Here is a 24,000-nt window from a genome sequence, read left to right as displayed (position 1 = left end):
CACTCCTCGCTCGATATTATGAACCGGTACGCGCCAGCGCTTTGAAGCTGGCAAAATCCCTGCAAGCCAGCAGATTCCTGTTGGCTTTTTCGTTCATCAGTGCCAGAAACAGGTCGTAGAGACCCATAGCCTCTTCGTAGTCGGCCTTGCTGATGGCCAGTACGAAGATGAGCGTCGCGACTTCGCCATTGCCCCATTCGATCCCCTGCGGTGCCAGCACGGTGTAAACCAGAGTGCGGCGTGCCAGCAGGCCGAGGGAGTGGGGCAGGGCGATCCCTTCTCCCAACATGGTGGAGACGATGCTTTCCCGTTCCTGCAGCGACGTGCGGAAATCTTGCTCGACTAGTCCCTCGTCTTCCAGCTGATCGCAAACCTGTGTAAAAAGCTGATATTGGCTGAGAGGTTCAGTCACCACCATGAAGTGGTTCGCATCGAAATATTTGTCGAGCATGTAGGGGCGGGTGCGATCGATCAGCACCAGCTTGCCGAGTTGCTCCAGCTGGTACTGGGTCGGGAAGGGGTCGACTTGTACGACAGGTCCCCCCTTCTCGCTCACCTTGACGGTACTAATGACAAAGTCCTGCTCGATGTGTGCCAACCCTTCATAATCACGCACCGATTCCAGCGTGGTCAGCTGTAGCTGGGGATATTCTCGTCTGATGCGCGCCTCCAGCACCCTGAAGGTGGCATTTCCCGCGTCGCATAACAGCAGTGCCAGCGGGCGTCTGGTGTAGCCGATATCATAGTTACGTTCCAGACCTACCCCGATATGGATCACCAGATAGCCGATCTCGTGGTGGGTCAGTCGGTAGGGGGTCTGCTTGATCCACTCCGAAATGGCCGCCAGGGTGATGTCATAGGCAAGGGGATAGTACTGCTTGATGTGATCTGCCAGTGGATTGTGGCTGCCAATCTGGTATTTGACCCGCAGCAACATGGCGCTAATGTGGCTCTGCAGATCGGCTCGCAGTTGCTGGTCACCACGCAAGTCATAGGGGTAGTGCTGATGGATGTAGGTCAGCAAATGTGTCACAAGCTGTTCGCTTTCCACTGCCATGACCGGGCTCAGGCTCGGACTGTCTGCCATCAGACGAGCCTGGATCTGGATAGCGAGACTAGCTATTTCGCCATCTGTGGGTGACGTCAGGGTTGGTAGCTCAGTATAAATATCGCGGGCAGCTTCCAGCAGTGGAGTGGTAAGGTCTTCACTGGTGAACTGGTGCAGTTCGTGACCGGACGCTTGCCTCAGCAGAGCTACGGCACAGTAGATCGTGAGCTGCTGCAGGCTCTCGTCAGCGAGACGCAACTGATGGCGAGCGAGTTGGGCATGAATGTGGTTGCCTACCACCTCCATCGTCTTGCTGGGACAGATATTTGGCAGCAGGCTCTGTAACTGGGTGCTGTGCAATAGCTCCTGATAGAGCAATTGGGTGAGGCAGGCGCGAATAGCAGTTTCGCAGCCTTGGATGCGCATACCCTGTCGGGGTTTGCTCTCGACACTGAGTCTAAAGTGGCCGAGTTGTTCACGTACCTCCGCCATATCCCCCTGTAGTGCCGTCCGGCTCAGGTACCAGGTATCCGCCAAGTCATCGAGCTTGATTCCCTGCTCTGCCGTTAGCAACAAGATCTGCAGATGCAGTACTCGCTCACGGCTAGTGCGTGGCAGCGTACACTCCTGCTCCTGTGCGGCCAATAATCCATCAAACAATCCCTGGTTGTAGATCTTCAGTTGGTAGCCGCTGCCACGCTGATGGATAAGGTGAGCTCCGTGGTTAGCAATCAGCTCGTTGAGAGTTGCCACATCGGTGCGTACCGTACGGGTGGAGACGTTAAGGCGACGAGCAAGCTCCTCCTGAGGTAGCGGCGCCGCATGGAGTTGCGTGAGCAGCTGATGGAGTCTGGGGTGGGGCAGCTTGATCATGAGGGGGGGCGAGACTCCTGTCGAGAGATAAAGGATCAATGTTAACTACGGGGCAACCAACAAACCAGCCACTGCCAACTCTATCAGCCAGTGGCTGGCGGCATATCAGCCTTTACCTACATGTTCAGGTAATAACTGTTTCACCATTTCAAGCAAGGCGCGCACATCCTCGGGGCGAGTGTGACCGCTCGCGCTGTCAATGATGGAACTGTAGACGTGGGGGATCACCTTCTCGACCCCGGCATCCAGCGCAATCCGCACAATCTCCTCGAAGTTGTCCAGATCGATGCCGCCGGTGGGCTCCAGCCAGAAGCCGTGGCGAGCACAAGCCTCGGCCACCGCCTGATACTCGTCGCGGCAGGCCAGCCCGCCCATGGGGAAGAATTTGACCGAGCTGCCACCCATATCCTTGAGCAGGGCGATGGCGGTATCGATGGGGACAATCCCGTCTGGCTGCCCGGCGCTGAGCGGGCCGGTGGAGATCTTCACCATGCCCGGCATGCCGGTGGGGGAGATCAGGCCGTTAACCAGCGTTTCCGACTGGCCGAGCAGCGCCCGGCTGGCGCCAACGCCAGTGAACACCTGGTTGACGTGCTGGGGCTGCAGCTGGCAGGCCAGCTCGGCCACCATGGCGGACTGGCGTGGATCTCCGGCCCCCAGACCGATGGAGAGAGCGTTATCGATAAGCTTGGCGTACTCCTTCATATCGGCAACAGCGGAGGGGATATCCGGGTAGTTTTTGGAGAGCACACCGACCAGCACGTGGCCTTCGGCGGCGTCGTATACCTCGACGGCATTCTCTTTGGAACCTGCCAGCACGTTGAGACAGACCCGATCACGGTAGTAGTTGGGGGTAAGGGACATCAGCGATTCTCCTGAACGAGGTTGGCAATGGCGGAGTGGATTTGGTCTAGCTGGGGCACGGTGACGCTGCGTACATCGATCTCGATATGCCCCTCGTTGGCCTTGTAGCCACGGCAGTAGATGGCAGGCGTGCCCTGTTGCAGACGGCTGACGACCTGCACTGTGGTCATGCCGATCTGCTGGTGGTCGAAGGCGATATCGGTGCGGGCGATGTCACGTCCTGCGCTGTCCCACACCACCTTGGCGTTGACGCCGGGCAGCTGGTTGAGACGCTCGATGAAGGGGGTCATCTTGGCGACCATGGCGGCGCCGCTCTCCTTCTCTTTGGCCAGGTAGCGCTCGATGGCATGGGTGAGGCCGAGGATCCCCTCCTTGCCCACCTTCATGGCACGGCCGATGCCGTTGGCCTGCTGCTTGACCCACTCCACGTACTGGCGCTTGCCGAGTACCAGCCCGCTGGTGGGCCCTTCGATTGCCTTGGCGCCGCTGTAGATGACCAGATCCGCCCCCAGGTTGTAGTAGAGACGCAGATCCTCTTCGGCAGCCGCATCGACGATGAGCGGGAGCCCGTGGGTCTTGGCGACCTCGGCGGCCTCGGCCACCGACAGAATGCTCTTCTGCACGCAGTGGTGGGACTTGATATAGAGGATCGCAGCGGTGTTGGCATTGATGGCGGCGGCCAGTTGGGCAGCAGAGCACTCGTTGGCGTAACCGGCTTCCACTACTTTGCCGCCACCCAGATTGACCATGGTACCGACCGGGGCGCCGAAGTTGACGTTATGCCCCTTGGGCAGCACGATTTCACTCGGCACCTCATGGGGGTGGGTATGCAGGTGCTCGAGGCGATAGGGATCGCCGCGTACTATCATGGCGGCGACTGACTGGGCGATGCCGGCGCTGGCACAGGAGACCACCACAGCATCTTCCACATCCAGTAAACCAGCCAGATAGGTGCCGGTCTTGTTGACCAGATCCTTGACCTCGAAGTAGTGGCCAAGGCCAAAATTGACCGCATCGACCACCTCCTGCTCGGGGGTGGAGACGCCGAGAATGGTCATGCGCCCGGAGGCGTTGATCACCGGTTTGAGCTGATATTTCTCATACACAGAAGGCATGGTGTGATTTCCCATAGTGAGTCAGAACCAGTTCGCCACCGACCAGGGCGGCGAGAGGCTGCAGTTGTTGGTCACCGCTGCGGGACTGGGCTTCGGTATCCATAAACAGGGTCGGGCCGCTGGCGACCTCGAACAGGGTCAGATCGGCATCGGCGCCCACCTCGAGCCGCCCCTTGCCGGACAGGCGCAGGGCATCGGCCGCTTGATGGGTGACGCAGGCGAGCACCTGCTCCAGCGTCATGCCGATGGCGAGAAATTTCGACATCACGTGTGCCAGACTGTAGACCGGCCCCTTGATGCGGTTCTTGCAGTAGATGTCGGAGCTGATGGTGCGGGGCAGGATCCCCTGTCGGATAGCCAGCTCCGCCACCTCGAAGCTGAAGCTGGCGCCGCCGTGGCCGATGTCGAGCAACAGGCCCCGTTTCATCGCCTCGTGCACCGCGACCCGCAGCTCGCCAGCCGGAGTCAGGATGCGGTTCGGTTTGCCGTTGAAGCAGTGGGTCAGCAGATCGCCATCCCCCAGCAGAGCGACGATCTCGTCCAGATCCGGCGGTGTGTTACCCACGTGCACCATCAGCGGCAGCTGGCCGTGAGCCTGTTGCAGCGCCTTGGCCATGCGCAGCGGTTGCAGACCGTTCTCGCCTACCACGCTACCGCTCATCCGCGCCTTGATGCCGACGATAAAGTCGGGGTGGCGGCGAATGGCTGCCGAGGCGAGATCCATATCGAGGTCCCGGCTATCCGCCAGCTCGTTCTGGCGCAGCAGACCGATGCGGGAGATGTTGAGCAGGGCATGCACCCGGGTCTTGCAGCCCGCAGCGATCTGCTGGAAGTCATCCACATCGTCGGCACCGGTACTGCCGGCGTCGATGACGGTGGTGACGCCGGACTCTACGCCCACCTTGTCCGGCTCATCGTGATAGATGGGGGAGGCGGGGTAGCAGTGGGTGTGGCCATCGATCCAGCCGGCGCTGACGTGGATCTTGCCGGCGAGATCCAGGAACTGTTGCGCCGTTGCCGTCTCCGGCAGGGAGCCGATGGCGGCGATTTTGCCCTCTCTGATGGCAATATCGACGAGCTGGCCATCTCCCTGGCGCCCGGCTTTGATGATGATGTCGTACATGCTGATGACCTCTGGCGAGCCACCCCGCAGGGCGGCTGGTGGTTATGCAAGTGCAACTGGGAAGAAGGTACCCAGCAGCATGGCTCCCAGGATGGCACCGCCGGTGATGGGCTTGCCCCACACGTAGAACAGCAGCGCACCCAGCAGGGAACCGATACCGATGGGGATCGATGCACCCATGGCGGAAAGGATGATGAGGGGGCCGAGGAAGCGGCCAGAGCTGTTGCCAGCTCCCATCATGACGTCTGCGCCGTAGGTGGAGTTGCTCTGGTTGATGGTAAACTTGCGCGCCAGAATGATGACGTAGCCGATGGCCAGACCAATCCCCATGCCGGTTGCCAGCGAGGCACCGAAGTTTTCCACCGGATAGACGATGCCGGCCCCCAGCAGCAGGGCTGGCACGCCGAGGCCGACCCCGGTCTGGATGGCGCCGCCGATATCCAGGATCCCCACCAGGGATCCCTCGATGATGCGGGCGAACAGGAAGCTGGCTCCGAACGCAGCTACTGCGCCGTAGGCACCCGTGTCCATTCCGGCTTTCAGCATGGCGACGAAGGCTACCTCGTTGAAGGCTCCGACCCCGTACAGATAGAACATGTGGGTACCGGCAAAGACCCCGGCCGAGAGCAGGCCGACGAAGATGGGGAAAGACCAGTCGGCATACCAGAAGTTGTTTTTCAGTTTCTCATCCATGGTGTGACCCCTTATTTGCCGCTCAGCAGGTTATGGACGTTTTCCAGCCACAGGGGGACACCCATATGGAAGGATTCAATCAGTTTCATGTCGAAGCCGCGGAAGAAGCCGCTCAGCACGAACAGCAGGACGATGGCCGCCATCATCACCTTGGTGACGTGGTTCCAGCCGCTCTCTTCCACGCCCTTGCCGATCAGGATGCCGAGCACCAGGCCCGGTACCGCGTTGCCCATGATGAGCTGGGCCAGACCGCCGAAGATGGTGGCCCAGAAACCGGATTTCTTGCCCGCCTCGATGGCTGCGAGCCAGAAGATCACCGGCATGACGGTATTGACCAGCAGGTTGGCGGCTGGCACCAGCACCTTGACTGCTGTGACCTGCAATGCAGCCGGAACGGCGGCGGCCGTGCTGTTGAGGAAGGCGACCACGATGGCACCTATGATGCCGCCAGCGATGGCCATCTTTTTCGGGTCGTGCAGGGTGGTGGCGAGATCCCGGTTCTTGAACAGCAGTGCCGCCGTGGCCCAGTGCGGAATGATGCGGTGATCCACATCCTGGGTGAAGGCGCCCGCCGCCACGGTGGAGGCCCAGGCGTTGAAGAAAAAGCCGAGACCAAACGAGAAGTGGGAAGCGGGATCCCCTTCGCAGGAGTTGAGTTCGCCCAGGGTGCGGAAGGCGCCCATGCCCTGTACGGTCGGGGCGTGGAACATCCGCGCCGCGCCGGCCCCCACCCCGACGCCAACCAGGCCGCCAATGATGAGAGACTTGATAAATATGATTAGAAACATCCAACGTATCCTTCTTGTGGGGTGGTGCCGGTCAGGAGATCACACCTGGGTGAACGTCACCCTGGCGACGTCGAGACTGGTGGCCTGAACTGTGATCTCCAGCTGAACGCGGTATTCGCGGCGCTGGCGCGGCAGGAAGAAGAACAGGAACTTCTCCACCCGGACCGACTCCTCGGCTCTAAGCACCTGTACATCGACCGGCTCAATGCGCAGCAGTACCTGCTGGTTGTCCTTGAGGAGCGTTGGCTGCACCTGGCTGAGAGCGGAGGCAAATGCCTGCTGACGGCTGGTTCCCTTGCCGCTGACGGTGACCTTGGTGGTGAAGTTCTCTTTCATCAGGCGCGTCCGTGCTTCTTGGCGAAGGCTTCGACCAGTTTCTGGCCCAGCTCTTCCTTGTCCATGAAGCCAAAGCCCAGCACCACGCAACCTTCGTTGATGGCGGTGACACCCTCTTCAACGGAGCGCATGCCGTAGCGGCACTTGTAGCCGTACTTGGTTTGGGCGGTGATGGCACCGGCGCCGCCGCTGCCGCAGAAGGAGATGCCGAGATCAGCCTGCTCCTTGTTCATCACGTCGCCGAGCTTCATATCGGCAGCCATGCCGGGGATGATGGTCACGTTGGCACCTGCAGCTTCCGCGCCTGCACCTACTTTCTGACCTTTACCGAGACGATCTCCAATCACGAGTTTGATGGCAGTCATTTAGTTATCTCCTGTTACTGAGCTGAGTTCGTTTTCTTTGGCTACTTCAAAATGGACGGACAAGAGGTGTGCCTCTTCGTAGGCGAGTCGCTCTAGCCAGCTGACAACCTGCTCGGCGAGACGCAGAGAGAGGGGCGAGATCTCCTCAAACAGGCTGAGGTCAACTTCCGGCAGCGGTTCGCCGCTGTGGGAGCGCCACACCATGGCTTTGATATGGGAGGCCAGCATCTGCTGCTGTACCTCGTTGGGGTGGATGCCCTGATCGCCCAGCAGAATATGAATGCGTGCCAGGACCTGATCGGTCTGGCGCAGCAGTGCCGGACTGTCCGGGGTCAGGGTCTGGTCGTAGGTATCTGTTTGCAATGTCTGCTCTCCAAGGCTGGCAGAAGGGATGGCTCTACCCTAAGCCGACATGGATGGAGAGTGGAGGCAGCTTTTTTCCGATTCGAAGCGGAAATCCCGATCATTCGGGGTCAAAGAGGGCCTTTTGTTGGCAAAAGAGAGTGAAAAAGGTCTGAACGAGGCTGGGTTAGTGTGAGCGAAGGCGCACTTTTCCGTTTTCAGCTGGCAGCTGAGCCTTGGCGAAAAGTGTGAGTCGCCTCACGCAGGCGGGGCGTATTTATGAAACAGCATGCAAGAAAAAGGGCGGTTGACCGCCCTTGAACGATGAGATGGGGTTGAGGTTAGCTGGCGCCTGCCGCACTGGCGGCAGCACGGTTCTGGTAGCGCAGATCCTCTTCGATGGTCACTACCACCTCGAGTGGCTTGCCAGAGCGCAACACCGAGATTGTCAGCTGGGTGCCGGGGCGGCTCTCTACAATCTTGTCCATGGCGGCACGTACCCCGGTGATCGCTTCACCGTTGATCTTGAGCAGCACGTCACCCCGTTGCAGGCCACCTTTGGCCGCCGGACCGACAGGATCCAGACTCTCGACGATGAGACCGCGCAGTTCGCCCAGGTTCATCATGCGGGCGACGATGGGGTTGATCTCGACGCTGGAGATGCCGAGATAACCGCGAATGACGCGGCCGTTGGCGATCAACTCGTCCATGATCCGCTTGGCCAGCCGGTAGGGGATGGCAAAGCTGATGCCGTAGCTCTCCTGATTGCCGTTGAGGTGATAGGTGGCTGTGTTGATGCCAACCAGATCGCCCCTACCGTTGACCAGAGCCCCCCCCGAGTTGCCAGCATTGATGGCCGCGTCGGTTTGCAGCAGATCCTGTCGGCCATTGCTGTCGGGCCCCATGCTGGAGAGGCCGGTACGGCCGGTCGCACTGATGATGCCCTGGGTGATGGTCTGGCCGACGTTATAGGGGTTGCCGATGGCGAGTACCACGTCGCCCACTTCTGGCAAGCGTTCCGGATCTTGCGGGATCACAGGCAAGTTATCTGACTCGATATAAAGTACGGCAAGATCGGTGAGCGGGTCTGTGCCGATCAGTTCGGCGCTGAAGACGCGGCCATCCTGCAGGGCGACGATGATCTGATCGGCATCGGCGATGACGTGGTAGTTGGTCAGCACGTAGCCGCGCTGGGTCATGATGACGCCGGAGCCCAGCCCCTGTGGCTGCAGTTGTCCGCGATTGCCCTGATTGGAGGCAAAGCTGCGGGTATAGATGTTGACGACTGCCGGGCCGGCGCGGTGGGCGGCGTAGGAGAAGCTCAGTTCGCGGGCATTGGTGATCAGGCCGGGCAGTTGAGCCCCGCCACGGAAATTGGGAAACAGCAGCAACAGCAGTGCGGCGACGGTCAAACCGAAACCGATGGACTTGCCCAAGTAACTGACTAAAGAGGGGATTTTCATGTCATTCTCATCCGTGCTGGCTGCGGGCAGAGAATAACACTATCAATGGATAAAAATCACCCGCGGCGAGGCCGCGGGTGATAGAGCGGTTGGCGAATAACCGCGTGTTAGCGGATCACCAGATAGAGCGAGGAGTCACCACGCTGGATATTGAGCGCCAGTACGTCAGGCTTGTTCTTGAGCGCCTTGCTCAGCTCGCCCAACGTGTTGATGCGCAGACGGTTGACCCCGATGATGATGTCCCCCTTCTGCAGGCCCGAAGCGGCTGCCGGAGAGCGTGGATCAATGTCAGCCACTGCGACGCCGGATACCGGATCGGTAGTGGTGCTCAGCTTGGCCCCTTCCAGTGCCGGGTGCAGTACGCTGGCGCGGACTTCGCTGTCATCGGCTTGCTTCAGGGTTACCTTGGCTGTTTGTGACTTGCCATCGCGGATCAGTCCCAGCTCGACCTGCTTGCCAGCACCCATGGTGGCGATCTTGGCTCGCAGCTCGCCGAAGGAGCGAACCGGCTTGCCATCGATGCTGACGATGATATCGCCCGCCTTGATGCCCGCCTTGTCTGCGGCGGAGTCAGGCATGACCTGGTTGACGAAGGCGCCATCCTTCTTGTTGTAGCCGAAGGTCTTGGCGATGTCTGAGGTGAGCTCGGTGCCGGTAATACCCAACTGACCACGACGTACTTCACCATATTTGACGATTTGCTCGGTCAGATCCCGCACCATGTTAGAGGGAATGGCAAAGCCGATGCCAATGTTGCCGCCGTTCGGGCCCAGAATCGCGGTATTGATACCGATCAGCTCGCCACGCAGGTTGAGCAGGGCACCACCGGAGTTACCTGAGTTGATGGCCGCATCAGTCTGGATGAAGTTCTCCAGATTCTCGATGTTGAGGCCGCTTCGACCGAGCGCGCTGACTATACCTGACGTGACGGTCTGACCCAGCCCAAACGGGTTGCCGATAGCCAGCGCGTAGTCACCCACCCGCAGTTCGTCGGAGTCGGCGAACTTGATCTGTACCAGTTCCTCGGCCTTGATTTGCAGCAGGGCGATGTCGGACTGCTTGTCTTCACCGATCTTCTTGGCCGCATACTCACGGCCATCCTTCAGAGTGACCTTGATCTCGTCCGCTTCGTGCACTACGTGAGCGTTGGTGATCACATACCCCTTCTTGGCATCGATGATGACGCCAGAGCCGAGAGCCTGGAACGGCTGTTCGCTCACTTGCTCGTCGGGCATGTTGGGACCAAAGAAAAAGCGGAACTGTTCCGGTAGGCGCTGACGGGTCACTTTCTTACCGGAGACAGAGATATTGACTACGGCAGGAGTGACCTGTTCGAGCACTGGCGCCAGACTTGGCATCTCCTGATTCGAGCCTAACAGGGAAGGCAGTGCAGCCTGAGCGGGGGCCGCAGACATGGCGATACCGACACTGAGGGCTAGCACACTGAGCATGGAAAGAGGTTTACGCATATGAAAAACAGCTCCCAGAAAAAGTTGCATTGCAATCGTCAAGGTCAGACCACAGGGCAGGCCAATTAGTTCCGCGAGGAACTAGTTTGGTTGTTTGAGCAGTCCGGAAGAGGCACCGGCATAGTCGCGAGGCGGTACGCCCGGCTCCTCTGGTTCTTTGGTTGGTGCTTCTTCTACCAATGATTCACGGAACAGGGGTTCCTGGGCCTTGGCCAGGAATTTGCTCTGCTCCGCCATATGGCGATAGAGGGTCTGATACTGCTCGGCCAGTTGCTCCATCAGCGCGGCGCTGTCGGCGAAGTGGGTGTTGATCTGGCCCTGATAGCTTTCGAGCTCCTTGTGGGCCTTTTTCAGTTCCTGTTCCAGACGGCCGGCATCGCGACTACGCACCGAAAAACGGCCGAGAACGATACCGATAATCAAGGCCGCGACAGCCAGCAGGATCCCAGTTAACAGACTCATAGATGCTCCTTGTTACAGCTAAAACAGTGTGGGTTTATGCGGTTGACATAACCGCCATGCCTTGATGGCACTATACCGTGCGTCCTGAGGCCGTGATACCATTTTGTCCTCGATTCAGGGACTTGGAGAGGCGCTTAAGGATGACACCGCAGCAAAAATACCAGCAGGATCTGCAGCGCCCCGGCTTTATGGCCGACCCCGCGCAGGGGATGGCTATTAGCAGGCTGGAGCGACTCTATCAGGATTTGCTACGGCGCCCGACTCCGACCAGATCTCGAGGGTTGCTTGGCTGGCTGCAAAAGCCCAAGCCGCCGGAGCCCGTCCTCGGGATATATATGTGGGGTGGAGTGGGCCGAGGCAAGACCTGGCTGATGGATACTTTTTTCGACAGCCTGCCGGGGACGCGCAAGATGCGCAGCCATTTCCACCGTTTCATGCATCGTATTCACGATGAACTGCAAGGGCTGAGCGGGCAATCCGATCCCCTCAAGCTGGTAGCCAGTAAGCTTGCTAGCGAAACAGACATCATCTGTTTCGACGAATTTTTTGTCTCCGACATCACCGATGCCATGCTGCTGGGCACGCTGTTTCAGGAGCTGTTTGGTCACGGCGTCGTGCTGGTCGCCACTTCAAATATTCCGCCACAGGATCTTTATCGCAACGGGCTGCAGCGAGCCCGTTTTCTGCCAGCTATCGAGCTTATCGAGCGTCATTGTGAAGTGCTTAACGTGGATGGCGGTATCGACTATCGCCTGCGCACGCTGGAACAAGCCGAGATTTATCACTGCCCGCTGGATTTGCAGGCAAAAGCTAATCTTGACCACTATTTTCAGCAATTAACCGGTGGGCACACTGCTTGCGAGGGGGCGTTCGAGGTCAATCATCGTCAGCTGACGTCGCTGGGTATGGGAGAAGGGGTGCTCTATATGGGTTTCGAGCAACTTTGTTGTACTCCCCGCTCCCAAAACGACTATATCGAGTTGGCCCGGCTGTTCCACACCGTGTTGCTGGCCAATGTTCAACCAATGGGCACAGGCACGGATGACGCGGCCCGCCGCTTCATTGCCATGGTCGATGAGTTTTATGAACGGCACGTCAAGCTCATCATGTCGGCAGCTGTTCCCATGGCAGAACTCTACGGCGAAGGGCTGCTGAATTTCGAATTCAAACGCTGTCTTTCACGGCTTCAGGAAATGCAATCGCACGAATACCTTGCCAGAGTGCACCTTCCTTAGTCACAATACCGCGCCTGCCAGTCGGATGGGCATCTGCGGCAGGTAGGGCCGGGCGACATTTGCTAGCTTCATGGCAGTGAAATTAGCAGGTGATATTTAAGGCAACTTCACTTATAATCGCCCGGCCCACGTTACAGCTGTCGATAAGACAGCAACACTTTAAGCTTTACTTGTATTCGAAGGGGTACAGGTAGGCCATCGTTTGTTGTTTGTGGGAGAGCCCCCATAAACAATTGGGTCTGTAACAGGTAATTGGGTTTAACTTAATGAAAACTTTCGTTGCCAAGCCAGAAACCGTAAAACGTGACTGGTACATTGTGGACGCAGAAGGTAAAACTCTGGGTCGTATCGCAACCGAGATCGCTGCTCGTCTGCGTGGTAAGCACAAAGCTGAATACACTCCGCACGTTGACACCGGTGATTACATCATCGTTGTAAACGCTGAGAAGGTACGTGTTACCGGTAAGAAAACTACCGACAAAATGTACCACGCTCACTCCGGTTTCCCGGGTGGTATCAAGTCCATCAGCTTCGACAAGCTGATTCAGCGTAAACCGGAAATGGTAATCGAAGCTGCTGTTAAAGGCATGCTGCCGAAAGGTCCTCTGGGCCGTGCCATGTTCCGTAAACTGAAAGTTTACGCAGGCGCCGAGCACGCTCACGCTGCTCAGCAACCTCAAGTACTGGATATCTAATCGGGAACTGGCAACATGGCAGAAAATCAATACTACGGTACCGGCCGTCGCAAAAGCTCCACTGCTCGCGTATTCATCAAAGCGGGTAGCGGTAAGATCGTAATCAACCAGCGCTCCCTGGAGCAGTACTTCGGTCGTCCGACTGCCCGCATGGTAGTTCGTCAGCCGCTGGAACTGGTTGAGATGACCGAGAAACTGGATCTGTACATCACCGTTAACGGTGGTGGCATCTCCGGTCAAGCTGGTGCGATCCGCCACGGTATCACTCGTGCTCTGATGCAGTACGATGAAACCCTGCGTTCCGAACTGCGTAAAGCAGGCTTTGTTACTCGCGATGCCCGTAAGGTTGAGCGTAAGAAAGTCGGTCTGCACAAAGCTCGTAAGCGTCCGCAGTACTCCAAGCGTTAATTCGCTTTTGGTGCTCACTCTTTCGAGTGTCAAAAAAGCCTGGCAACCGCCAGGCTTTTTTTATTGGTAATATTACCGACATCAATGCTAACCACGCGTCACAAAAGACAAAAAATTGTTTCTTTATTGTTTTTATTGCTCACCGCTCTTTCTTGTCAAGTTGTTATCTTTTCTTTAAAATTTCCCCTGTTTTCTGTGGCAATTGTAAATCCAGCTTCCGCCGCTGTTGTCACGGGAAAAATGGGGAACAGGGACACTATAAGAATGTGCGGAGTCCACATGGGAGAGTTTTTGGATGAGCAATGCGCCAGTTGATACCGGTCGCCGCAGATTTCTTACCTGGTCAACGGTTGCCGTTGGTGGGGTAGGAGCTGCGTTTACCGCAGTGCCGTTTATAAAGTCATGGAATCCGAGTGCCAAGGCCAAAGCAGCCGGTGCACCGGTTGAAGTCGATATCAGCAAGTTGGAACCGGGTCAGCTCATCCGTGTCGAGTGGCGTGGCAAACCCGTCTGGGTGGTCAAACGCACCAAACAGACGCTGGATGCCCTGGCAGCACATGATGACAAGTTGCGGGATCCCTCATCAGAAGAGCCGCAACAGCCTGATTATGCACATAATGGCTACAGATCCATCAAGCCAGAGATCTTTGTCGCGGTCGGTATTTGCACCCATCTCGGGTGTTCGCCTTCTTATCTGCCTGACAGTTTTGGCGAGCAGGTGCAGGGGGTCACATCCGGCTTCTTCTGCCCGTGTCATGGCTCCAAGTTCGATATGGCTGGCCGTGTGTTCCAGGGGGTGCCTGCACCACTGAATCTGGTTATTCCGCCGTATCAATTCATTAACGACACCACCATTCTGGTCGGTGCCGATGGCAAGGAGGCCTGATCATGTTGAGCAAACTGATGGGCTGGATTGACGATCGCTTCCCGCTTACGGCCATGTACAACGACCACATGGCCAAGTATCCGGCACCGAAGAACCTGAATTTCTGGTACTTCTTTGGTTCGCTGGCCATGTTGGTGCTGGTTAACCAGATCATCACCGGCATCTGGCTGACCATGAACTACAACCCCTCTGCGGAGGGTGCATTTGCCTCTGTCGAGTACATCATGCGTGATGTGGAGTATGGCTGGCTGCTGCGTTACATGCACTCTACCGGTGCCTCTGCTTTCTTCGTGGTGGTCTACCTGCACATGTTCCGCGGTATGATTTACGGCTCTTACCAGAAACCACGCGAGTTGCTGTGGATCTTCGGCATGCTGATCTTTCTGGTGCTGATGGCGGAAGCCTTTATGGGCTACTTGCTACCTTGGGGACAGATGTCATTCTGGGGGGCCCAGGTCATCATCTCGCTGTTTGGTGCCATTCCGGTCATCGGTGATGATCTTACCCTGTGGATCCGTGGTGACTACGTTATCTCTGGTGCGACCCTGAACCGCTTCTTCGCGCTGCACGTCATCGCGTTGCCGCTGGTTTTGGTGATGCTGGTTGCGATGCATATCCTGGCGCTGCACGAAGTGGGTTCCAACAACCCGGATGGCATAGACATCAAGAAGCACAAGGACGAGAACGGCTGGCCGCTGGATGCGGTGGCGTTCCACCCTTACTTCACCGTCAAGGATATGATCGGTGTGGCTGGCTTCCTGTTCTTCTTCTGCGCCATCATTTTCTTCAAGCCGGATATGTGGGGTTACTTCCTCGAGAAGCCGAACTTTGAAGTGGCCAACGGCCTCAAGACTCCTGCTCACATCGCGCCAGTGTGGTACTTCACCCCCTTCTACGCGATTCTGCGTGCGGTACCTGACAAGCTGCTTGGCGTCATCATGATGGGCCTCTCTATTGTGGTGTTGTTCCTGCTGCCTTGGCTGGATCGCTGCAAGGTGCGTTCTGTTCGCTATCGCAGCAAGCTGCACAAGCTTAACATCGCCCAGTTCGTGGTCTGCTTCATCATTCTGGGGGTGCTGGGTGTACTGCCGTCGACGCCGACCCTGACGCTGGTTGCCCAGATTTGTACCTTGGGTTATTTCGGTTTCTTCGTGCTGTTGTTCTTCTACAGCAAAAACGAACGCACCAAGCCGCTGCCGGAGAGGGTTACATTTAAATGAAAAAAATAATATTTGCAGTGCTGACCCTGCTGCCATCACTGGTGTTTGCCAATGCTGGGGCCGTGCATCTGGACAAAGCCAATTATGATCTGAGCGACAAGGCATCCCTGCAACGTGGAGCTGCCACCTTCATGAACTATTGTGCAGGCTGCCACTCTACCCAGTATCAACGCTACAACCGGGTTGCTGCCGATCTGGAGATCCCCGAGGAGCTGATGAAGGAGAACCTCATCTTCACCGGCGCCAAAGTGGGTGATCTGATGAAGAGCGCCATGTCCGAGAAGGATGCCGCCAAGTGGTTTGGTGCTCCCCCTCCTGATCTGACTCTGGTTGCCCGGGTACGTGGTGCGGACTGGATTTACACCTATCTGCGTTCTTTTTATGTGGATCCGACTCGTCCATTTGGGGTGAATAACGTGGTGTTCCCGTCTGTGGGTATGCCTCATGTGTTGGAACCGTTGCAGGGAACCCCCCGTGCCGAGTTCGTCACTCACACGGTCGATGGAGTCGAGACCCAGCAGGTTGTCAGCATCAAATCTGACGGTAATGGTGAAATGGATGACGAAGAGTATGATCAGACGGTACTGGATCTGGTAAACTTCTTGGTCTACTCGGCTGAACCGGTACAACAGGAGCGTGAACGCATGGGCTTCTGGGTGCTTGGTTTCATCGTGATCTTCTTCATCTTCACTGTGCTGTTGAAGAAGGAATTCTGGCGCGACGTTCACTAAGCGACCAGATACGGGTAATATAATGCACGGCAATGAAGACCAAGATGCTTCATTGCCGTTTCTGCTTTTTAATGACGGGAGGGTTCAATGGCTGTAGCTGCCAATAAGCGTTCGGTAATGACGCTGTTTTCCGGTGCCAACGATATGTTCAGCCATCAGGTGCGTATTGTCCTGGCGGAGAAGGGTGTTAGCGTGGATATCTGCCAGGTTGATCCAGCCAATCTGCCGGATGAGCTGGCCGAGCTGAACCCGTACAACTCTGTACCGACCCTGGTTGATCGTGAGCTGGCACTCTACACCTCACGCATCATCATGGAGTATCTGGACGAACGCTTCCCGCATCCACCCCTGATGCCTGTTTATCCGGTTGCCCGTGGTAACAGCCGCCTGATGATGCACCGCATCGAGCTGGACTGGTATTCCCTGGCTGACAAGATCATGGCCGGTACCGATGCAGAAGCAGCACGCAACGAACTGCGTGACAACTTGCTCGCCATTGCACCGATCTTCGGTGAAATGCCCTATTTCATGAGCGAAGAGTTTGGCCTGGTGGATTGCTACATGGCACCGCTGCTGTGGCGTCTGCCGAGCCTGGGTATCGACCTGACCGGTCGTGGCGCCAAAGAGCTGAAGGCCTACATGGTTCGTCTGTTCGAGCGTGAGTCCTTCCAGGCCTCCCTGACCGAAGCCGAACGCGAGATCCGTGCTGGCGTATGAGCATGGAACCGACAATGACGCCGAGTCGCCCGTACCTGTTACGGGCGTTCTTTGACTGGTTGCTGGATAACGATCTGACTCCCCATCTGGTGGTCAACGTCAACATTCCCCATGTGATGGTGCCGATGCAGTTTGCTCAGGACGGGCAGATTGTGCTGAATATCGCGCCCCGTGCCGTAATGCAGTTTCACATGGATAATGAGGCAATCAGCTTCAGCGCCCGCTTTGGCGGGGTATCCCAACAGGTCTATATCCCGATGGCGGCCGTGCTGGCTATCCATGCTAGGGAGAACGGCGTGGGAACCCTGTTCCCCCCCGAGCCTGGTTACGATATCTGGCTGGAGCAGGCCGAAGCACCGGTGGAGCCAGAGCCGGAACCTCCGCGTCCAAGCGGTCGTCCGACCCTGAAAGTCATCAAATAAAAAACGCAGCCAATTGGCTGCGTTTTTCATATCCGTAATTATCAGTTCTGGGCGTATTCGAATGCCTTGATGACTCGCTTCACACCGCTAACGTGGCGAGCGATGTTGACCGCCTGCTCTCCCTCCTGACGGGTGACAAGACCAATCAGGAATACTTCGCCGTTTTCGGTGACCACCTTGACCTTGGCGCTATCGAAGTTTTTGGTGCCGAACATGTCGGCTTTCACCTTGGAGGTGAGCCAAGTGTCATTGCTGCGTGTGGTCAGGCTGACTGGCTGACCAAGGCGTAACTCGTTGTAGACGTGGCGGACCCCCTCGATGCGGCCAACAATCTTGCCTGCTTCCAGCTTGTAAACGTCAGAAGGTGTCTGACCGACCAGCAGCACACGGCCATTGTTGCTGTAGACGCTGATCTTGCTGGCTGCGCTGAGCGGTTTGTTGTCGGCCAGCAGATTGGCTGCTTTCAGCTCGATGCTCTGGTCATCCCACTGGGCGCTCATGGTACGGCGGTCGCCAGAAACCTTGGCGGTGCCAGCTGCTCCGCCAACCACCACGGCAGCACAGCCCTGCAATAGCAAGGAGCTGGCTAGCAGGCCAAGGATGAGTATCTGCTTGTTCATTGTTTCAATCTTCCTGTTGCGGGAAAAGAGTCTGGTCGATGAGATCACACAGACAGTGCAGGGTCAACAGGTTGACCTCAAGAATGCGGGGGCGGCGGGCAGAGGGTACTCGGATCTCCACATCGTTTGGCCCCAGCAAGCCAGCCATCTCGCCACCGTCGCCGCCGCTCAGTACAACAATGGTCATGTCGCGGGAGAGAGCTGCCTCGGCCGCCTTGATCAGGCTTCGGCTGTTGCCCGTGGTGGTGATGACCACCAGAATGTCGCCAGGCTGGCCCAGTGCGCGGATCTGCTTGGCGTAGACCTCTTCAAAACCGTGGTCGGTGGCGATGGCGCTGATGGTCGCCATGTCCGGGGTCAGGGCCATACCGGGCAGGGAGGGGCGCTGGGTCTCGTAGCAGTTGACCAGCTCGGAGATAAACAGCTGCGCCAGTGCGGCAGAAGGACCGTTACCGCATGCCAGCACCTTGTGGCCATTGAGCAGGCAGATGGTGATCATCTGGGCTGCAGTATGGATGGCATCCGGCAGCGCCTCGGCGGCGGCTATCTTGGTCTGGATGCTTTCGGTGTAGTTCTCTTTGATGCGGTCAGTCATAGGGTCCTCTTAAAATGCGTTCTGGATCCAGGCTGGCTGGTCACCCTCGAACGCAATCACATCGAATCGGCAGGCCTGATTGGCCTCGTTGATGGCATGTTGCTTCAAATAGTGGCGCGCTGCCAGCATGATCTTGCGCTGTTTGCTGTGGGTGACCGAGCTGGCGGCCCCGCCATGGCTGCCGGTGGCCCGGTAGCGCACCTCAACAAACACCAGGGTCTGGCCCTGGTGCATGATGAGATCTATTTCACCGCCACGACAGCGGTAGTTGCGAGCTACCGGTTGCAGGCCCTGTGCCTGCAACCAGCGTTCAGCAACTTGTTCAAAGTGCTGTCCCTTGCTCGTTGGTGAGGGGAACAGGCTCGGCAACTGCTGGCGCATCCGTTTCCATAGTTCCTTCATTGGAGGGCTCCTCCAGTTGCTGAACGGCGTTCTCGTCGACCAGTTTGCCGTTCTGGTAAGTACCCCAGCTCAGCATCCGCACGATATTGCCCTGAGCATCCACGCTCAGCTGACCGCTCATGCCGGCCTGCTGCATGCCACCTACCTTGCGCATCTGCTGGAGGTTCTCAGCCAGGCTGACGGCATCGTAGCCCATGGCAAACAGACGCAGCAGGTCACCCTGGGTCTGCGGCCAGAGCAGAGCGATCTGCTCGCGCTGTTTCTCGTAACCACCGAGCAACAGCGGCATATCGGCGATATGCATGCCGTTGAGCTCGGAGGCGACCTCGGTGGCTGCGCTGTCGTAGCCACGGGAGCTGGTGTAGATGGGCAGGCTGCCCATCGGATTGACCGAGACGTCCACGTAGGGTTTGATCATCCGGGTTTCCAGGCTATTGGCCACCACGTAAACGGCATCGATGCTGCGCGGTGCGGCATCAGAGAGTTGCACCACTTCACCTGCACGGGCGGTAGAGCGGCCGCTCAGGGCATTCTTGACCATCCCCTGTACTTCGTTGCGGGCACCGAAGGTGGCAACGACCGGTTTATCCTGACTGAGAGTGGCCCAGCTCTGCTCGAACGCCTTGATACTGCTGTAACCGATCCGCCCCTGGGCGGCGATTAGCAGCGGTTTGCGGTAGCCCTGCGTGTAAAGGTACTGGGCTGCCTGCGCGGCATCTGCGGCGGCAGAGAGGGAGAAGTAGTAGGTGGTGTCGTTGACGACCGGCTTGTCCAGCTCGTTGAGCGCCAGTACCGGCACGGTCGGATTGGCCTTGAGCAGCTCCTCGACCCGGTCTTTCAGCAGCGGGCCGATGATCATGTCTGCCCCTTCCTGAATCGCCTGCTTATAAAGGTCGCCGGTCGACTTGCTCTGGGTGTCGTAGAAGTTCAGGGTGAATTGCCCCTGATTTTCCTTATAAGACATCAGCATACCGTTACGGATGGCGGCGCCCTGCGGCTCCAGATTGCCGGAGAGGGGCAGCAGCACAGCGATCTGTTGCACCGAGGTGCTGGCAGTGGCAGCCAGATCGCCCAATCCTGCCGGCATATCCTTCTGGGCTGGATGGTTGGGGAAGTCGCGCTTCCAGCCTGCCAGTTGGCGGGCCAGCAGGTTCGGCTGGGCGCCAAACTCGTTGACCAGTGCCGCCAGTCGCAACCAGCCGGTGGTCACATCAGGGGCCGGAGCCTCTTCCAGCGCTTGCAGGGTGGAGGGGGTCATGCTTTTGAGCAACGACCAGATTTGCTGATGGTTGGTGGCCTGCTCGCTCTGATTGAGGTAGGGCTCCAGTGCAATCAACGACTTGGCTGCGCCAAACTTGTTGTTGATGTCGAGCTGCAGCACCACGCGCTGGCGATACCAATCCTTCTGGGTATCGGCATCCAGCACCACCTCGGGTTTGCCTTCCAGCAGGATCAGCGCCTGATTGGCGTGGCCCTGCGCCAGCAACAGATGAGCTTGCAGCAGTTGCAACTGCGCCTTCTGAACGGGATCCTTGGCCTGCTTCTGCAATTGCTGGAACAGTGCCGAGGCCGGTTTGGCCTGGCCCAGCGCCAGATAGCTGCGTGCCGCCAGCATCTGCCAGGTAAAGGCTTCGGCCGGCTTGGCCGGGTCCACCTGCTCAAGATACCACTGGGCATTCTTGGTCAGATTGGAGAACGCAGAGGGCATGCCTGACTGCCCTGACGGTTGATTGGGCTCCGACGCACAGGCGGCGAGCAGTACTGCCGCGAGTATGATGCCGAAGAGTCGTGATACACTTAGCTGCTTTGTAACCCGGTTCAAGTTCATTCCCCGACCAGTGTTGAAGTTCCCCATAGTGTAAACGGGCCAATATGGCGACACAATTGTCGGGGCACTCGGAGATCCCATGAGTGACATCCCAACCCTGTATATAGTCCCCACTCCGATCGGCAATCTGGCGGACATTACCCAGCGTGCATTGGACATTTTACGCAGTGTCGATCTGGTGGCAGCCGAAGATACTCGCCATACCGGTATCCTGCTCAGTCACTACCAAATCTCGGTACCGACCTTCGCCCTGCACGATCACAACGAGCAGCAGAAGGCCGATGTACTGATCGGTCGGATCAAAGAGGGCAAGAGTGTTGCGCTGGTCTCCGATGCCGGCACTCCGCTTATCAGTGATCCTGGTTATCACTTGGTCACCCGCTGTCGTGAGGCCGGGGTCAAGGTGGTCCCGTTGCCCGGCCCCTGTGCCGCTATCACTGCTCTGAGCGCGGCCGGTCTGCCCACCGATCGCTTTGCGTTTGAAGGCTTCTTGCCCGCCAAGAGCAAGGGTCGGGATGATCGTCTGCAAGCCGTTATCGAAGACACCCGCTCGCTGGTGTTTTACGAATCGCCGCGGCGTGTGCAGGATACAGTAGAAGCGATTGCTCGCATTCTCGGCGAGCGTCAGGTGGTGGTGTGCCGTGAGCTGACCAAGACCTTCGAGTCGATCCACGGTCTGCCAGCCTCCGAAATGCTGACCTGGCTTGGCGAGGATGACAACCGCTGCCGCGGAGAGATCGTGCTGGTGGTGGCTGGCGCCGCCAAAGATGAAGAGGATCTGCCAGCCGAGGCGATCCGTACTCTGGGTCTGCTGGTGGCCGAGTTGCCACTGAAAAAAGCGGCCGCCCTGACCGCCGAGATCCACGGCGTGAAGAAGAATGCCCTCTACAAATACGGTCTCGAGCACTATTGAGTCGGTGGAATAGGCCGCCAGACTGTTTTATGACCAGCACGCTCCTCTGTATCTGCGAGCATTCACCTTGTAAACGGGGGGCCAAAACGCGATAAATGGCTGTAAACGGGAATTGCCGGTTTACCCCGTGCGTATCGCAAGGCTATAATCCGCGCCTCGGAGTTGGCTGGGCAATCGCTGCTTCGTCGTTGTGTCCCTCGGGACAGACGGGCGGAGGGGAGGAAAGTCCGGGCTTCACAGGGCAGGGTGCCAGGTAACGCCTGGGGGGCGTGAGCCTACGACCAGTGCAACAGAGAGCAGACCGCCGATGGCCCGCAAGGGATCAGGTAAGGGTGAAAGGGTGCGGTAAGAGCGCACCGCGCGACTGGCAACAGTTCGTGGCACGGTAAACTCCACCCGAAGCAAGACCAAATAGGCCCCTATTGGCGCGGCCCGCGTTGGGGGCGGGTAGGTTGCTTGAGCCAGCGAGCGATTGCTGGCCTAGAGGAATGATTGCTACCCGGGGTAACCCGGTACAGAACCCGGCTTACAGGCCGACTCCGACCTCATTCCGAAGAGCCCCGCGATTTATCGCGGGGCTCTTTTTTATGCATGAGAAAATATGGCTTCGTTGGCAGGATATTTTCGGCCTTGTCATTTTGAATGAAATTATATGTTTTAAATCAATCGAATAGTTTCGTATTTAGCACGATGGTAGCGATAGATGGTGACAGAACCCAGGATGGTTGTTCGCACCCGCACATTGTGTGTGTTCTCAGTTCATTCATTTATTTCAATTAATCACCAGAGTTTAACGCCAAATAACTTGTGGAAAATCAACCCACTCAATCCGCAGTATGCAATTGCTGCGTCAATATGTTCCCTCTGCCCCATCTCCTTGCTTGAAAAGCCCCCTGCACGTCCTTAAACTTCAAGGTGGGGAAAAGTGGATCAAAGTGGTTTTTAGAGGGGCAATCTGCCTGCTCACTCACCTTCAGGGACTGCAATTTGTTGCGTGGCGCTCATGCCATCAGCCTGGACAGTAAAGGGCGGCTGGCTATTCCGACCAAATTCCGTGATTGGCTGCGCGACGAAAGCGACGGCCAGCTGGTCTGCACCATCGATATTGCCCATCCCTGTCTGCTGCTCTATCCCCTGAATGAATGGGAAGAGGTCGAGCGCAAGCTCAAGACCCTCTCCAGCATGAATCCGCAAGAACGCCGTTTGCAGCGACTGCTGCTGGGACATGCAACCGAATGCGAGCTGGATGGCAATGGCCGTCTGTTGCTCAGCCAGCCACTGCGCAACCATGCGGGGCTGGACAAGAAGATCATGCTGGTGGGCCAGCTCAACAAATTTGAGCTGTGGGATGAAGCCCGCTGGCAGCAACAGGTCAATGACGACATCTTGGGTCTGCCCGGGGACGATTGGGCAAGCTCACCACGACTACAGGATTTCTCTTTATAAATGACCCAAGCCGCTGAACACATCACAGTGCTGCTGCACGAAGCCGTTGAAGGTCTGGCCATCAAGCCGGACGGAATCTATGTAGACGGCACTTTTGGCCGTGGTGGTCATTCTCGTCTGATCCTGCAACACCTTGGCCCTAACGGCCGCCTGATCGCCATCGATCGCGATCCCCAGGCGATTGCCGAAGCGGCCAAGATCCAGGATCCCCGTTTCGAAATCGTACACGGCCCCTTCTCCGGCATCGCCTCCTATCTGGATGAGCGCGGTTTACTAGGCAAGGTGGATGGCTTCCTGCTGGATCTGGGGGTCTCTTCACCCCAACTGGATGACGCCGAGCGTGGTTTCAGCTTTATGAAAGACGGTCCGCTTGATATGCGGATGGACCCTACTTCCGGCCAGAGCGCCGCCGAGTGGCTGGCCAAGGCCGATGTGGACGATATTGCCTGGGTATTGAAGACCTTCGGTGAGGAGCGTTTTGCCAAGAAGATTGCCCGCGCCATCGTGCACGACCGGGTGACCGAGCCTTACGTGCGCACCCGCCAGCTGGCGGAGATGATTGCTCGGGTCAATCCGAGCAAGGAGAAAGGCAAGCATGCGGCGACCCGCAGCTTCCAGGCTATCCGCATCTACATCAACAGTGAGCTGGACGAGATCGAAACCGCGCTCAACGGTGCGCTGGAGGTGCTGGCTCCTCACGGTCGTCTGTCGGTGATCAGCTTCCATTCGCTGGAAGACCGCTTGGTGAAGCATTTTATTCGCAAGCACGAGAAGGGGCCGGAAGTACCCTACGGCATTCCGTTGACCGAGGCCCAGCTGGCTGGCGGTCGCAAATTGAAGTCGGTCGGCAAGGCGCTCAAGCCTTCTGATCATGAAGTGTCGGAAAATACCCGGTCGCGCAGCTCTGTGCTGCGGGTCGCCGAGCGTCTGGCGGAGTAAGC

General features: G+C 57.8%; 27 protein-coding genes and 1 other RNA gene. 12 read left to right on the top strand and 16 right to left on the bottom strand.

Annotated elements, in window-relative coordinates:
* Positions 1-16 precede the first annotated feature (16 nt).
* From G5367_RS14885 to G5367_RS14830, 12 genes are all read right to left on the bottom strand, one after another.
* A complete protein-coding gene (locus G5367_RS14885; protein ID WP_421244530.1) occupies positions 17-1,921 on the bottom strand; it encodes a BglG family transcription antiterminator in 1,905 nt (634 codons plus the stop codon).
* A 105-nt stretch (positions 1,922-2,026) separates the two neighbouring features.
* Positions 2,027-2,785, bottom strand: coding sequence for a 2-dehydro-3-deoxy-phosphogluconate aldolase (dagF, locus tag G5367_RS14880; protein WP_421244529.1), 759 nt, complete (start codon positions 2,783-2,785; stop codon positions 2,027-2,029).
* The gene (locus tag G5367_RS14875; protein ID WP_421244528.1) at positions 2,785-3,900 is read right to left on the bottom strand and encodes a DgaE family pyridoxal phosphate-dependent ammonia lyase; all 1,116 of its coding nucleotides are present in this window, start codon (positions 3,898-3,900) and stop codon (positions 2,785-2,787) included. Before G5367_RS14875 ends, dagF begins: the two co-directional genes overlap by 1 nt.
* Positions 3,884-5,023 (bottom strand): amidohydrolase/deacetylase family metallohydrolase, encoded by a 1,140-nt coding sequence (locus G5367_RS14870; RefSeq protein WP_421244527.1) that lies wholly within the window; start codon positions 5,021-5,023, stop codon positions 3,884-3,886. The genes G5367_RS14875 and G5367_RS14870 overlap by 17 nt, the downstream gene beginning before the upstream one ends.
* A gap of 42 nt (positions 5,024-5,065) precedes the next feature.
* Entirely contained in the window at positions 5,066-5,716 is a 651-nt protein-coding gene (locus tag G5367_RS14865) for a DUF4310 family protein (RefSeq protein ID WP_011707606.1), read from the bottom strand.
* Between the two features lie 11 nt (positions 5,717-5,727).
* The gene (locus tag G5367_RS14860; protein WP_005341754.1) at positions 5,728-6,504 is read right to left on the bottom strand and encodes a DUF4311 domain-containing protein; all 777 of its coding nucleotides are present in this window, start codon (positions 6,502-6,504) and stop codon (positions 5,728-5,730) included.
* Between the two features lie 39 nt (positions 6,505-6,543).
* Entirely contained in the window at positions 6,544-6,840 is a 297-nt protein-coding gene (locus tag G5367_RS14855; protein WP_421244526.1) for a DUF4312 family protein, read from the bottom strand.
* Entirely contained in the window at positions 6,840-7,205 is a 366-nt protein-coding gene (locus G5367_RS14850) for an SFCGS family glycine-rich protein (RefSeq protein WP_005355141.1), read from the bottom strand. Before G5367_RS14850 ends, G5367_RS14855 begins: the two co-directional genes overlap by 1 nt.
* Positions 7,206-7,568, bottom strand: coding sequence for a PRD domain-containing protein (locus tag G5367_RS14845; protein WP_216979968.1), 363 nt, complete (start codon positions 7,566-7,568; stop codon positions 7,206-7,208).
* A 320-nt stretch (positions 7,569-7,888) separates the two neighbouring features.
* Positions 7,889-9,010, bottom strand: coding sequence for an outer membrane-stress sensor serine endopeptidase DegS (gene degS / locus G5367_RS14840; protein WP_005341742.1), 1,122 nt, complete (start codon positions 9,008-9,010; stop codon positions 7,889-7,891).
* Positions 9,011-9,117: 107 nt separating this feature from the next.
* The gene (locus G5367_RS14835) at positions 9,118-10,479 is read right to left on the bottom strand and encodes a Do family serine endopeptidase (protein WP_421244525.1); all 1,362 of its coding nucleotides are present in this window, start codon (positions 10,477-10,479) and stop codon (positions 9,118-9,120) included.
* An 81-nt stretch (positions 10,480-10,560) separates the two neighbouring features.
* Complete coding sequence (locus G5367_RS14830; RefSeq protein ID WP_005341739.1) at positions 10,561-10,941, bottom strand: YhcB family protein; 381 nt, start codon at positions 10,939-10,941, stop codon at positions 10,561-10,563.
* Positions 10,942-11,081: 140 nt separating this feature from the next.
* On the opposite strand from G5367_RS14830, the gene zapE reads away from it, so the two are divergent.
* From zapE to G5367_RS14790, 8 genes are all read left to right on the top strand, one after another.
* Positions 11,082-12,176, top strand: a complete 1,095-nt coding sequence (gene zapE, locus G5367_RS14825) for a cell division protein ZapE (protein WP_421244524.1) — start codon at positions 11,082-11,084, stop codon at positions 12,174-12,176.
* Positions 12,177-12,442: 266 nt separating this feature from the next.
* Positions 12,443-12,871, top strand: coding sequence for a 50S ribosomal protein L13 (gene rplM, locus G5367_RS14820; protein ID WP_005341737.1), 429 nt, complete (start codon positions 12,443-12,445; stop codon positions 12,869-12,871).
* A 15-nt stretch (positions 12,872-12,886) separates the two neighbouring features.
* Positions 12,887-13,279, top strand: a complete 393-nt coding sequence (gene rpsI / locus G5367_RS14815; RefSeq protein ID WP_005336286.1) for a 30S ribosomal protein S9 — start codon at positions 12,887-12,889, stop codon at positions 13,277-13,279.
* Positions 13,280-13,574: 295 nt separating this feature from the next.
* Positions 13,575-14,165: a ubiquinol-cytochrome c reductase iron-sulfur subunit gene (petA, locus tag G5367_RS14810; protein ID WP_040068840.1), complete on the top strand. Its 591-nt coding sequence runs from the start codon at positions 13,575-13,577 to the stop codon at positions 14,163-14,165.
* Positions 14,166-14,167: 2 nt separating this feature from the next.
* Positions 14,168-15,385 carry a cytochrome b gene (locus G5367_RS14805; protein ID WP_005341735.1) on the top strand — a complete coding sequence of 406 codons (1,218 nt, stop codon included), beginning with the start codon at positions 14,168-14,170 and terminating at the stop codon, positions 15,383-15,385.
* Positions 15,382-16,116 carry a cytochrome c1 gene (locus G5367_RS14800; RefSeq protein WP_040068844.1) on the top strand — a complete coding sequence of 245 codons (735 nt, stop codon included), beginning with the start codon at positions 15,382-15,384 and terminating at the stop codon, positions 16,114-16,116. The genes G5367_RS14805 and G5367_RS14800 overlap by 4 nt, the downstream gene beginning before the upstream one ends.
* Before the next feature lie 87 nt (positions 16,117-16,203).
* On the top strand, positions 16,204-16,833 hold the full coding sequence (sspA, locus tag G5367_RS14795; RefSeq protein WP_005336279.1) for a stringent starvation protein SspA: 630 nt from the start codon (positions 16,204-16,206) through the stop codon (positions 16,831-16,833).
* Complete coding sequence (locus G5367_RS14790; RefSeq protein ID WP_041234002.1) at positions 16,830-17,255, top strand: ClpXP protease specificity-enhancing factor; 426 nt, start codon at positions 16,830-16,832, stop codon at positions 17,253-17,255. The genes sspA and G5367_RS14790 overlap by 4 nt, the downstream gene beginning before the upstream one ends.
* A gap of 41 nt (positions 17,256-17,296) precedes the next feature.
* Here the strand turns inward: G5367_RS14790 and dolP are convergent, their stop codons facing one another.
* Genes dolP through G5367_RS14770 form a run of 4 tightly spaced genes read right to left on the bottom strand, consistent with a single transcriptional unit; the run spans position 17,297 to position 20,580 of the window.
* A complete protein-coding gene (gene dolP / locus G5367_RS14785; protein WP_216979972.1) occupies positions 17,297-17,875 on the bottom strand; it encodes a division/outer membrane stress-associated lipid-binding lipoprotein in 579 nt (192 codons plus the stop codon).
* A gap of 4 nt (positions 17,876-17,879) precedes the next feature.
* Positions 17,880-18,470, bottom strand: coding sequence for a D-sedoheptulose-7-phosphate isomerase (locus G5367_RS14780; RefSeq protein ID WP_005341724.1), 591 nt, complete (start codon positions 18,468-18,470; stop codon positions 17,880-17,882).
* 9 nt (positions 18,471-18,479) lie between these two features.
* Positions 18,480-18,851 (bottom strand): YraN family protein, encoded by a 372-nt coding sequence (locus tag G5367_RS14775; RefSeq protein WP_322112865.1) that lies wholly within the window; start codon positions 18,849-18,851, stop codon positions 18,480-18,482.
* Positions 18,793-20,580, bottom strand: a complete 1,788-nt coding sequence (locus tag G5367_RS14770; RefSeq protein ID WP_005355126.1) for a penicillin-binding protein activator — start codon at positions 20,578-20,580, stop codon at positions 18,793-18,795. The genes G5367_RS14775 and G5367_RS14770 overlap by 59 nt, the downstream gene beginning before the upstream one ends.
* A 199-nt stretch (positions 20,581-20,779) precedes the next feature.
* Here G5367_RS14770 and rsmI point away from each other — a divergent pair, with 199 nt between their 5' ends.
* The 4 genes from rsmI (at position 20,780) to rsmH (ending at position 23,998) form a co-directional block, all read left to right on the top strand.
* Positions 20,780-21,613, top strand: coding sequence for a 16S rRNA (cytidine(1402)-2'-O)-methyltransferase (gene rsmI, locus G5367_RS14765; protein WP_005341712.1), 834 nt, complete (start codon positions 20,780-20,782; stop codon positions 21,611-21,613).
* A 158-nt stretch (positions 21,614-21,771) separates the two neighbouring features.
* Positions 21,772-22,158, top strand: an RNA gene (gene rnpB / locus G5367_RS14760) — RNase P RNA component class A.
* Between the two features lie 442 nt (positions 22,159-22,600).
* A complete protein-coding gene (gene mraZ / locus G5367_RS14755; protein WP_013723406.1) occupies positions 22,601-23,059 on the top strand; it encodes a division/cell wall cluster transcriptional repressor MraZ in 459 nt (152 codons plus the stop codon).
* Positions 23,060-23,998 (top strand): 16S rRNA (cytosine(1402)-N(4))-methyltransferase RsmH, encoded by a 939-nt coding sequence (gene rsmH / locus G5367_RS14750; protein ID WP_005341710.1) that lies wholly within the window; start codon positions 23,060-23,062, stop codon positions 23,996-23,998.
* The last annotated feature ends 2 nt before the right edge of the window (positions 23,999-24,000 follow it).

This window comes from Aeromonas sp. 604282, assembly GCF_049170575.1.
GTDB lineage: Bacteria > Pseudomonadota > Gammaproteobacteria > Enterobacterales > Aeromonadaceae > Aeromonas > Aeromonas veronii_A.
This window is presented reverse-complemented; position numbering and strand designations above follow the sequence as displayed.

Bases quoted from the DNA above. Each gene is read 5' to 3' on its own strand.
- G5367_RS14885 (WP_421244530.1), bottom strand. From the start codon at position 1,921: ATGATCAAGCTGCCCCACCCCAGACTCCATCAGCTGCTCACGCAACTC.
- dagF (WP_421244529.1), bottom strand. From the start codon at position 2,785: ATGTCCCTTACCCCCAACTACTACCGTGATCGGGTCTGTCTCAACGTG.
- G5367_RS14875 (WP_421244528.1), bottom strand. From the start codon at position 3,900: ATGCCTTCTGTGTATGAGAAATATCAGCTCAAACCGGTGATCAACGCC.
- G5367_RS14870 (WP_421244527.1), bottom strand. From the start codon at position 5,023: ATGTACGACATCATCATCAAAGCCGGGCGCCAGGGAGATGGCCAGCTC.
- G5367_RS14865 (WP_011707606.1), bottom strand. From the start codon at position 5,716: ATGGATGAGAAACTGAAAAACAACTTCTGGTATGCCGACTGGTCTTTC.
- G5367_RS14860 (WP_005341754.1), bottom strand. From the start codon at position 6,504: ATGTTTCTAATCATATTTATCAAGTCTCTCATCATTGGCGGCCTGGTT.
- G5367_RS14855 (WP_421244526.1), bottom strand. From the start codon at position 6,840: ATGAAAGAGAACTTCACCACCAAGGTCACCGTCAGCGGCAAGGGAACC.
- G5367_RS14850 (WP_005355141.1), bottom strand. From the start codon at position 7,205: ATGACTGCCATCAAACTCGTGATTGGAGATCGTCTCGGTAAAGGTCAG.
- degS (WP_005341742.1), bottom strand. From the start codon at position 9,010: ATGAAAATCCCCTCTTTAGTCAGTTACTTGGGCAAGTCCATCGGTTTC.
- G5367_RS14835 (WP_421244525.1), bottom strand. From the start codon at position 10,479: ATGCGTAAACCTCTTTCCATGCTCAGTGTGCTAGCCCTCAGTGTCGGT.
- G5367_RS14830 (WP_005341739.1), bottom strand. From the start codon at position 10,941: ATGAGTCTGTTAACTGGGATCCTGCTGGCTGTCGCGGCCTTGATTATC.
- zapE (WP_421244524.1), top strand. From the start codon at position 11,082: ATGACACCGCAGCAAAAATACCAGCAGGATCTGCAGCGCCCCGGCTTT.
- rplM (WP_005341737.1), top strand. From the start codon at position 12,443: ATGAAAACTTTCGTTGCCAAGCCAGAAACCGTAAAACGTGACTGGTAC.
- rpsI (WP_005336286.1), top strand. From the start codon at position 12,887: ATGGCAGAAAATCAATACTACGGTACCGGCCGTCGCAAAAGCTCCACT.
- petA (WP_040068840.1), top strand. From the start codon at position 13,575: ATGAGCAATGCGCCAGTTGATACCGGTCGCCGCAGATTTCTTACCTGG.
- G5367_RS14805 (WP_005341735.1), top strand. From the start codon at position 14,168: ATGTTGAGCAAACTGATGGGCTGGATTGACGATCGCTTCCCGCTTACG.
- G5367_RS14800 (WP_040068844.1), top strand. From the start codon at position 15,382: ATGAAAAAAATAATATTTGCAGTGCTGACCCTGCTGCCATCACTGGTG.
- sspA (WP_005336279.1), top strand. From the start codon at position 16,204: ATGGCTGTAGCTGCCAATAAGCGTTCGGTAATGACGCTGTTTTCCGGT.
- G5367_RS14790 (WP_041234002.1), top strand. From the start codon at position 16,830: ATGAGCATGGAACCGACAATGACGCCGAGTCGCCCGTACCTGTTACGG.
- dolP (WP_216979972.1), bottom strand. From the start codon at position 17,875: ATGAACAAGCAGATACTCATCCTTGGCCTGCTAGCCAGCTCCTTGCTA.
- G5367_RS14780 (WP_005341724.1), bottom strand. From the start codon at position 18,470: ATGACTGACCGCATCAAAGAGAACTACACCGAAAGCATCCAGACCAAG.
- G5367_RS14775 (WP_322112865.1), bottom strand. From the start codon at position 18,851: ATGCGCCAGCAGTTGCCGAGCCTGTTCCCCTCACCAACGAGCAAGGGA.
- G5367_RS14770 (WP_005355126.1), bottom strand. From the start codon at position 20,580: ATGCCCTCTGCGTTCTCCAATCTGACCAAGAATGCCCAGTGGTATCTT.
- rsmI (WP_005341712.1), top strand. From the start codon at position 20,780: ATGAGTGACATCCCAACCCTGTATATAGTCCCCACTCCGATCGGCAAT.
- rsmH (WP_005341710.1), top strand. From the start codon at position 23,060: ATGACCCAAGCCGCTGAACACATCACAGTGCTGCTGCACGAAGCCGTT.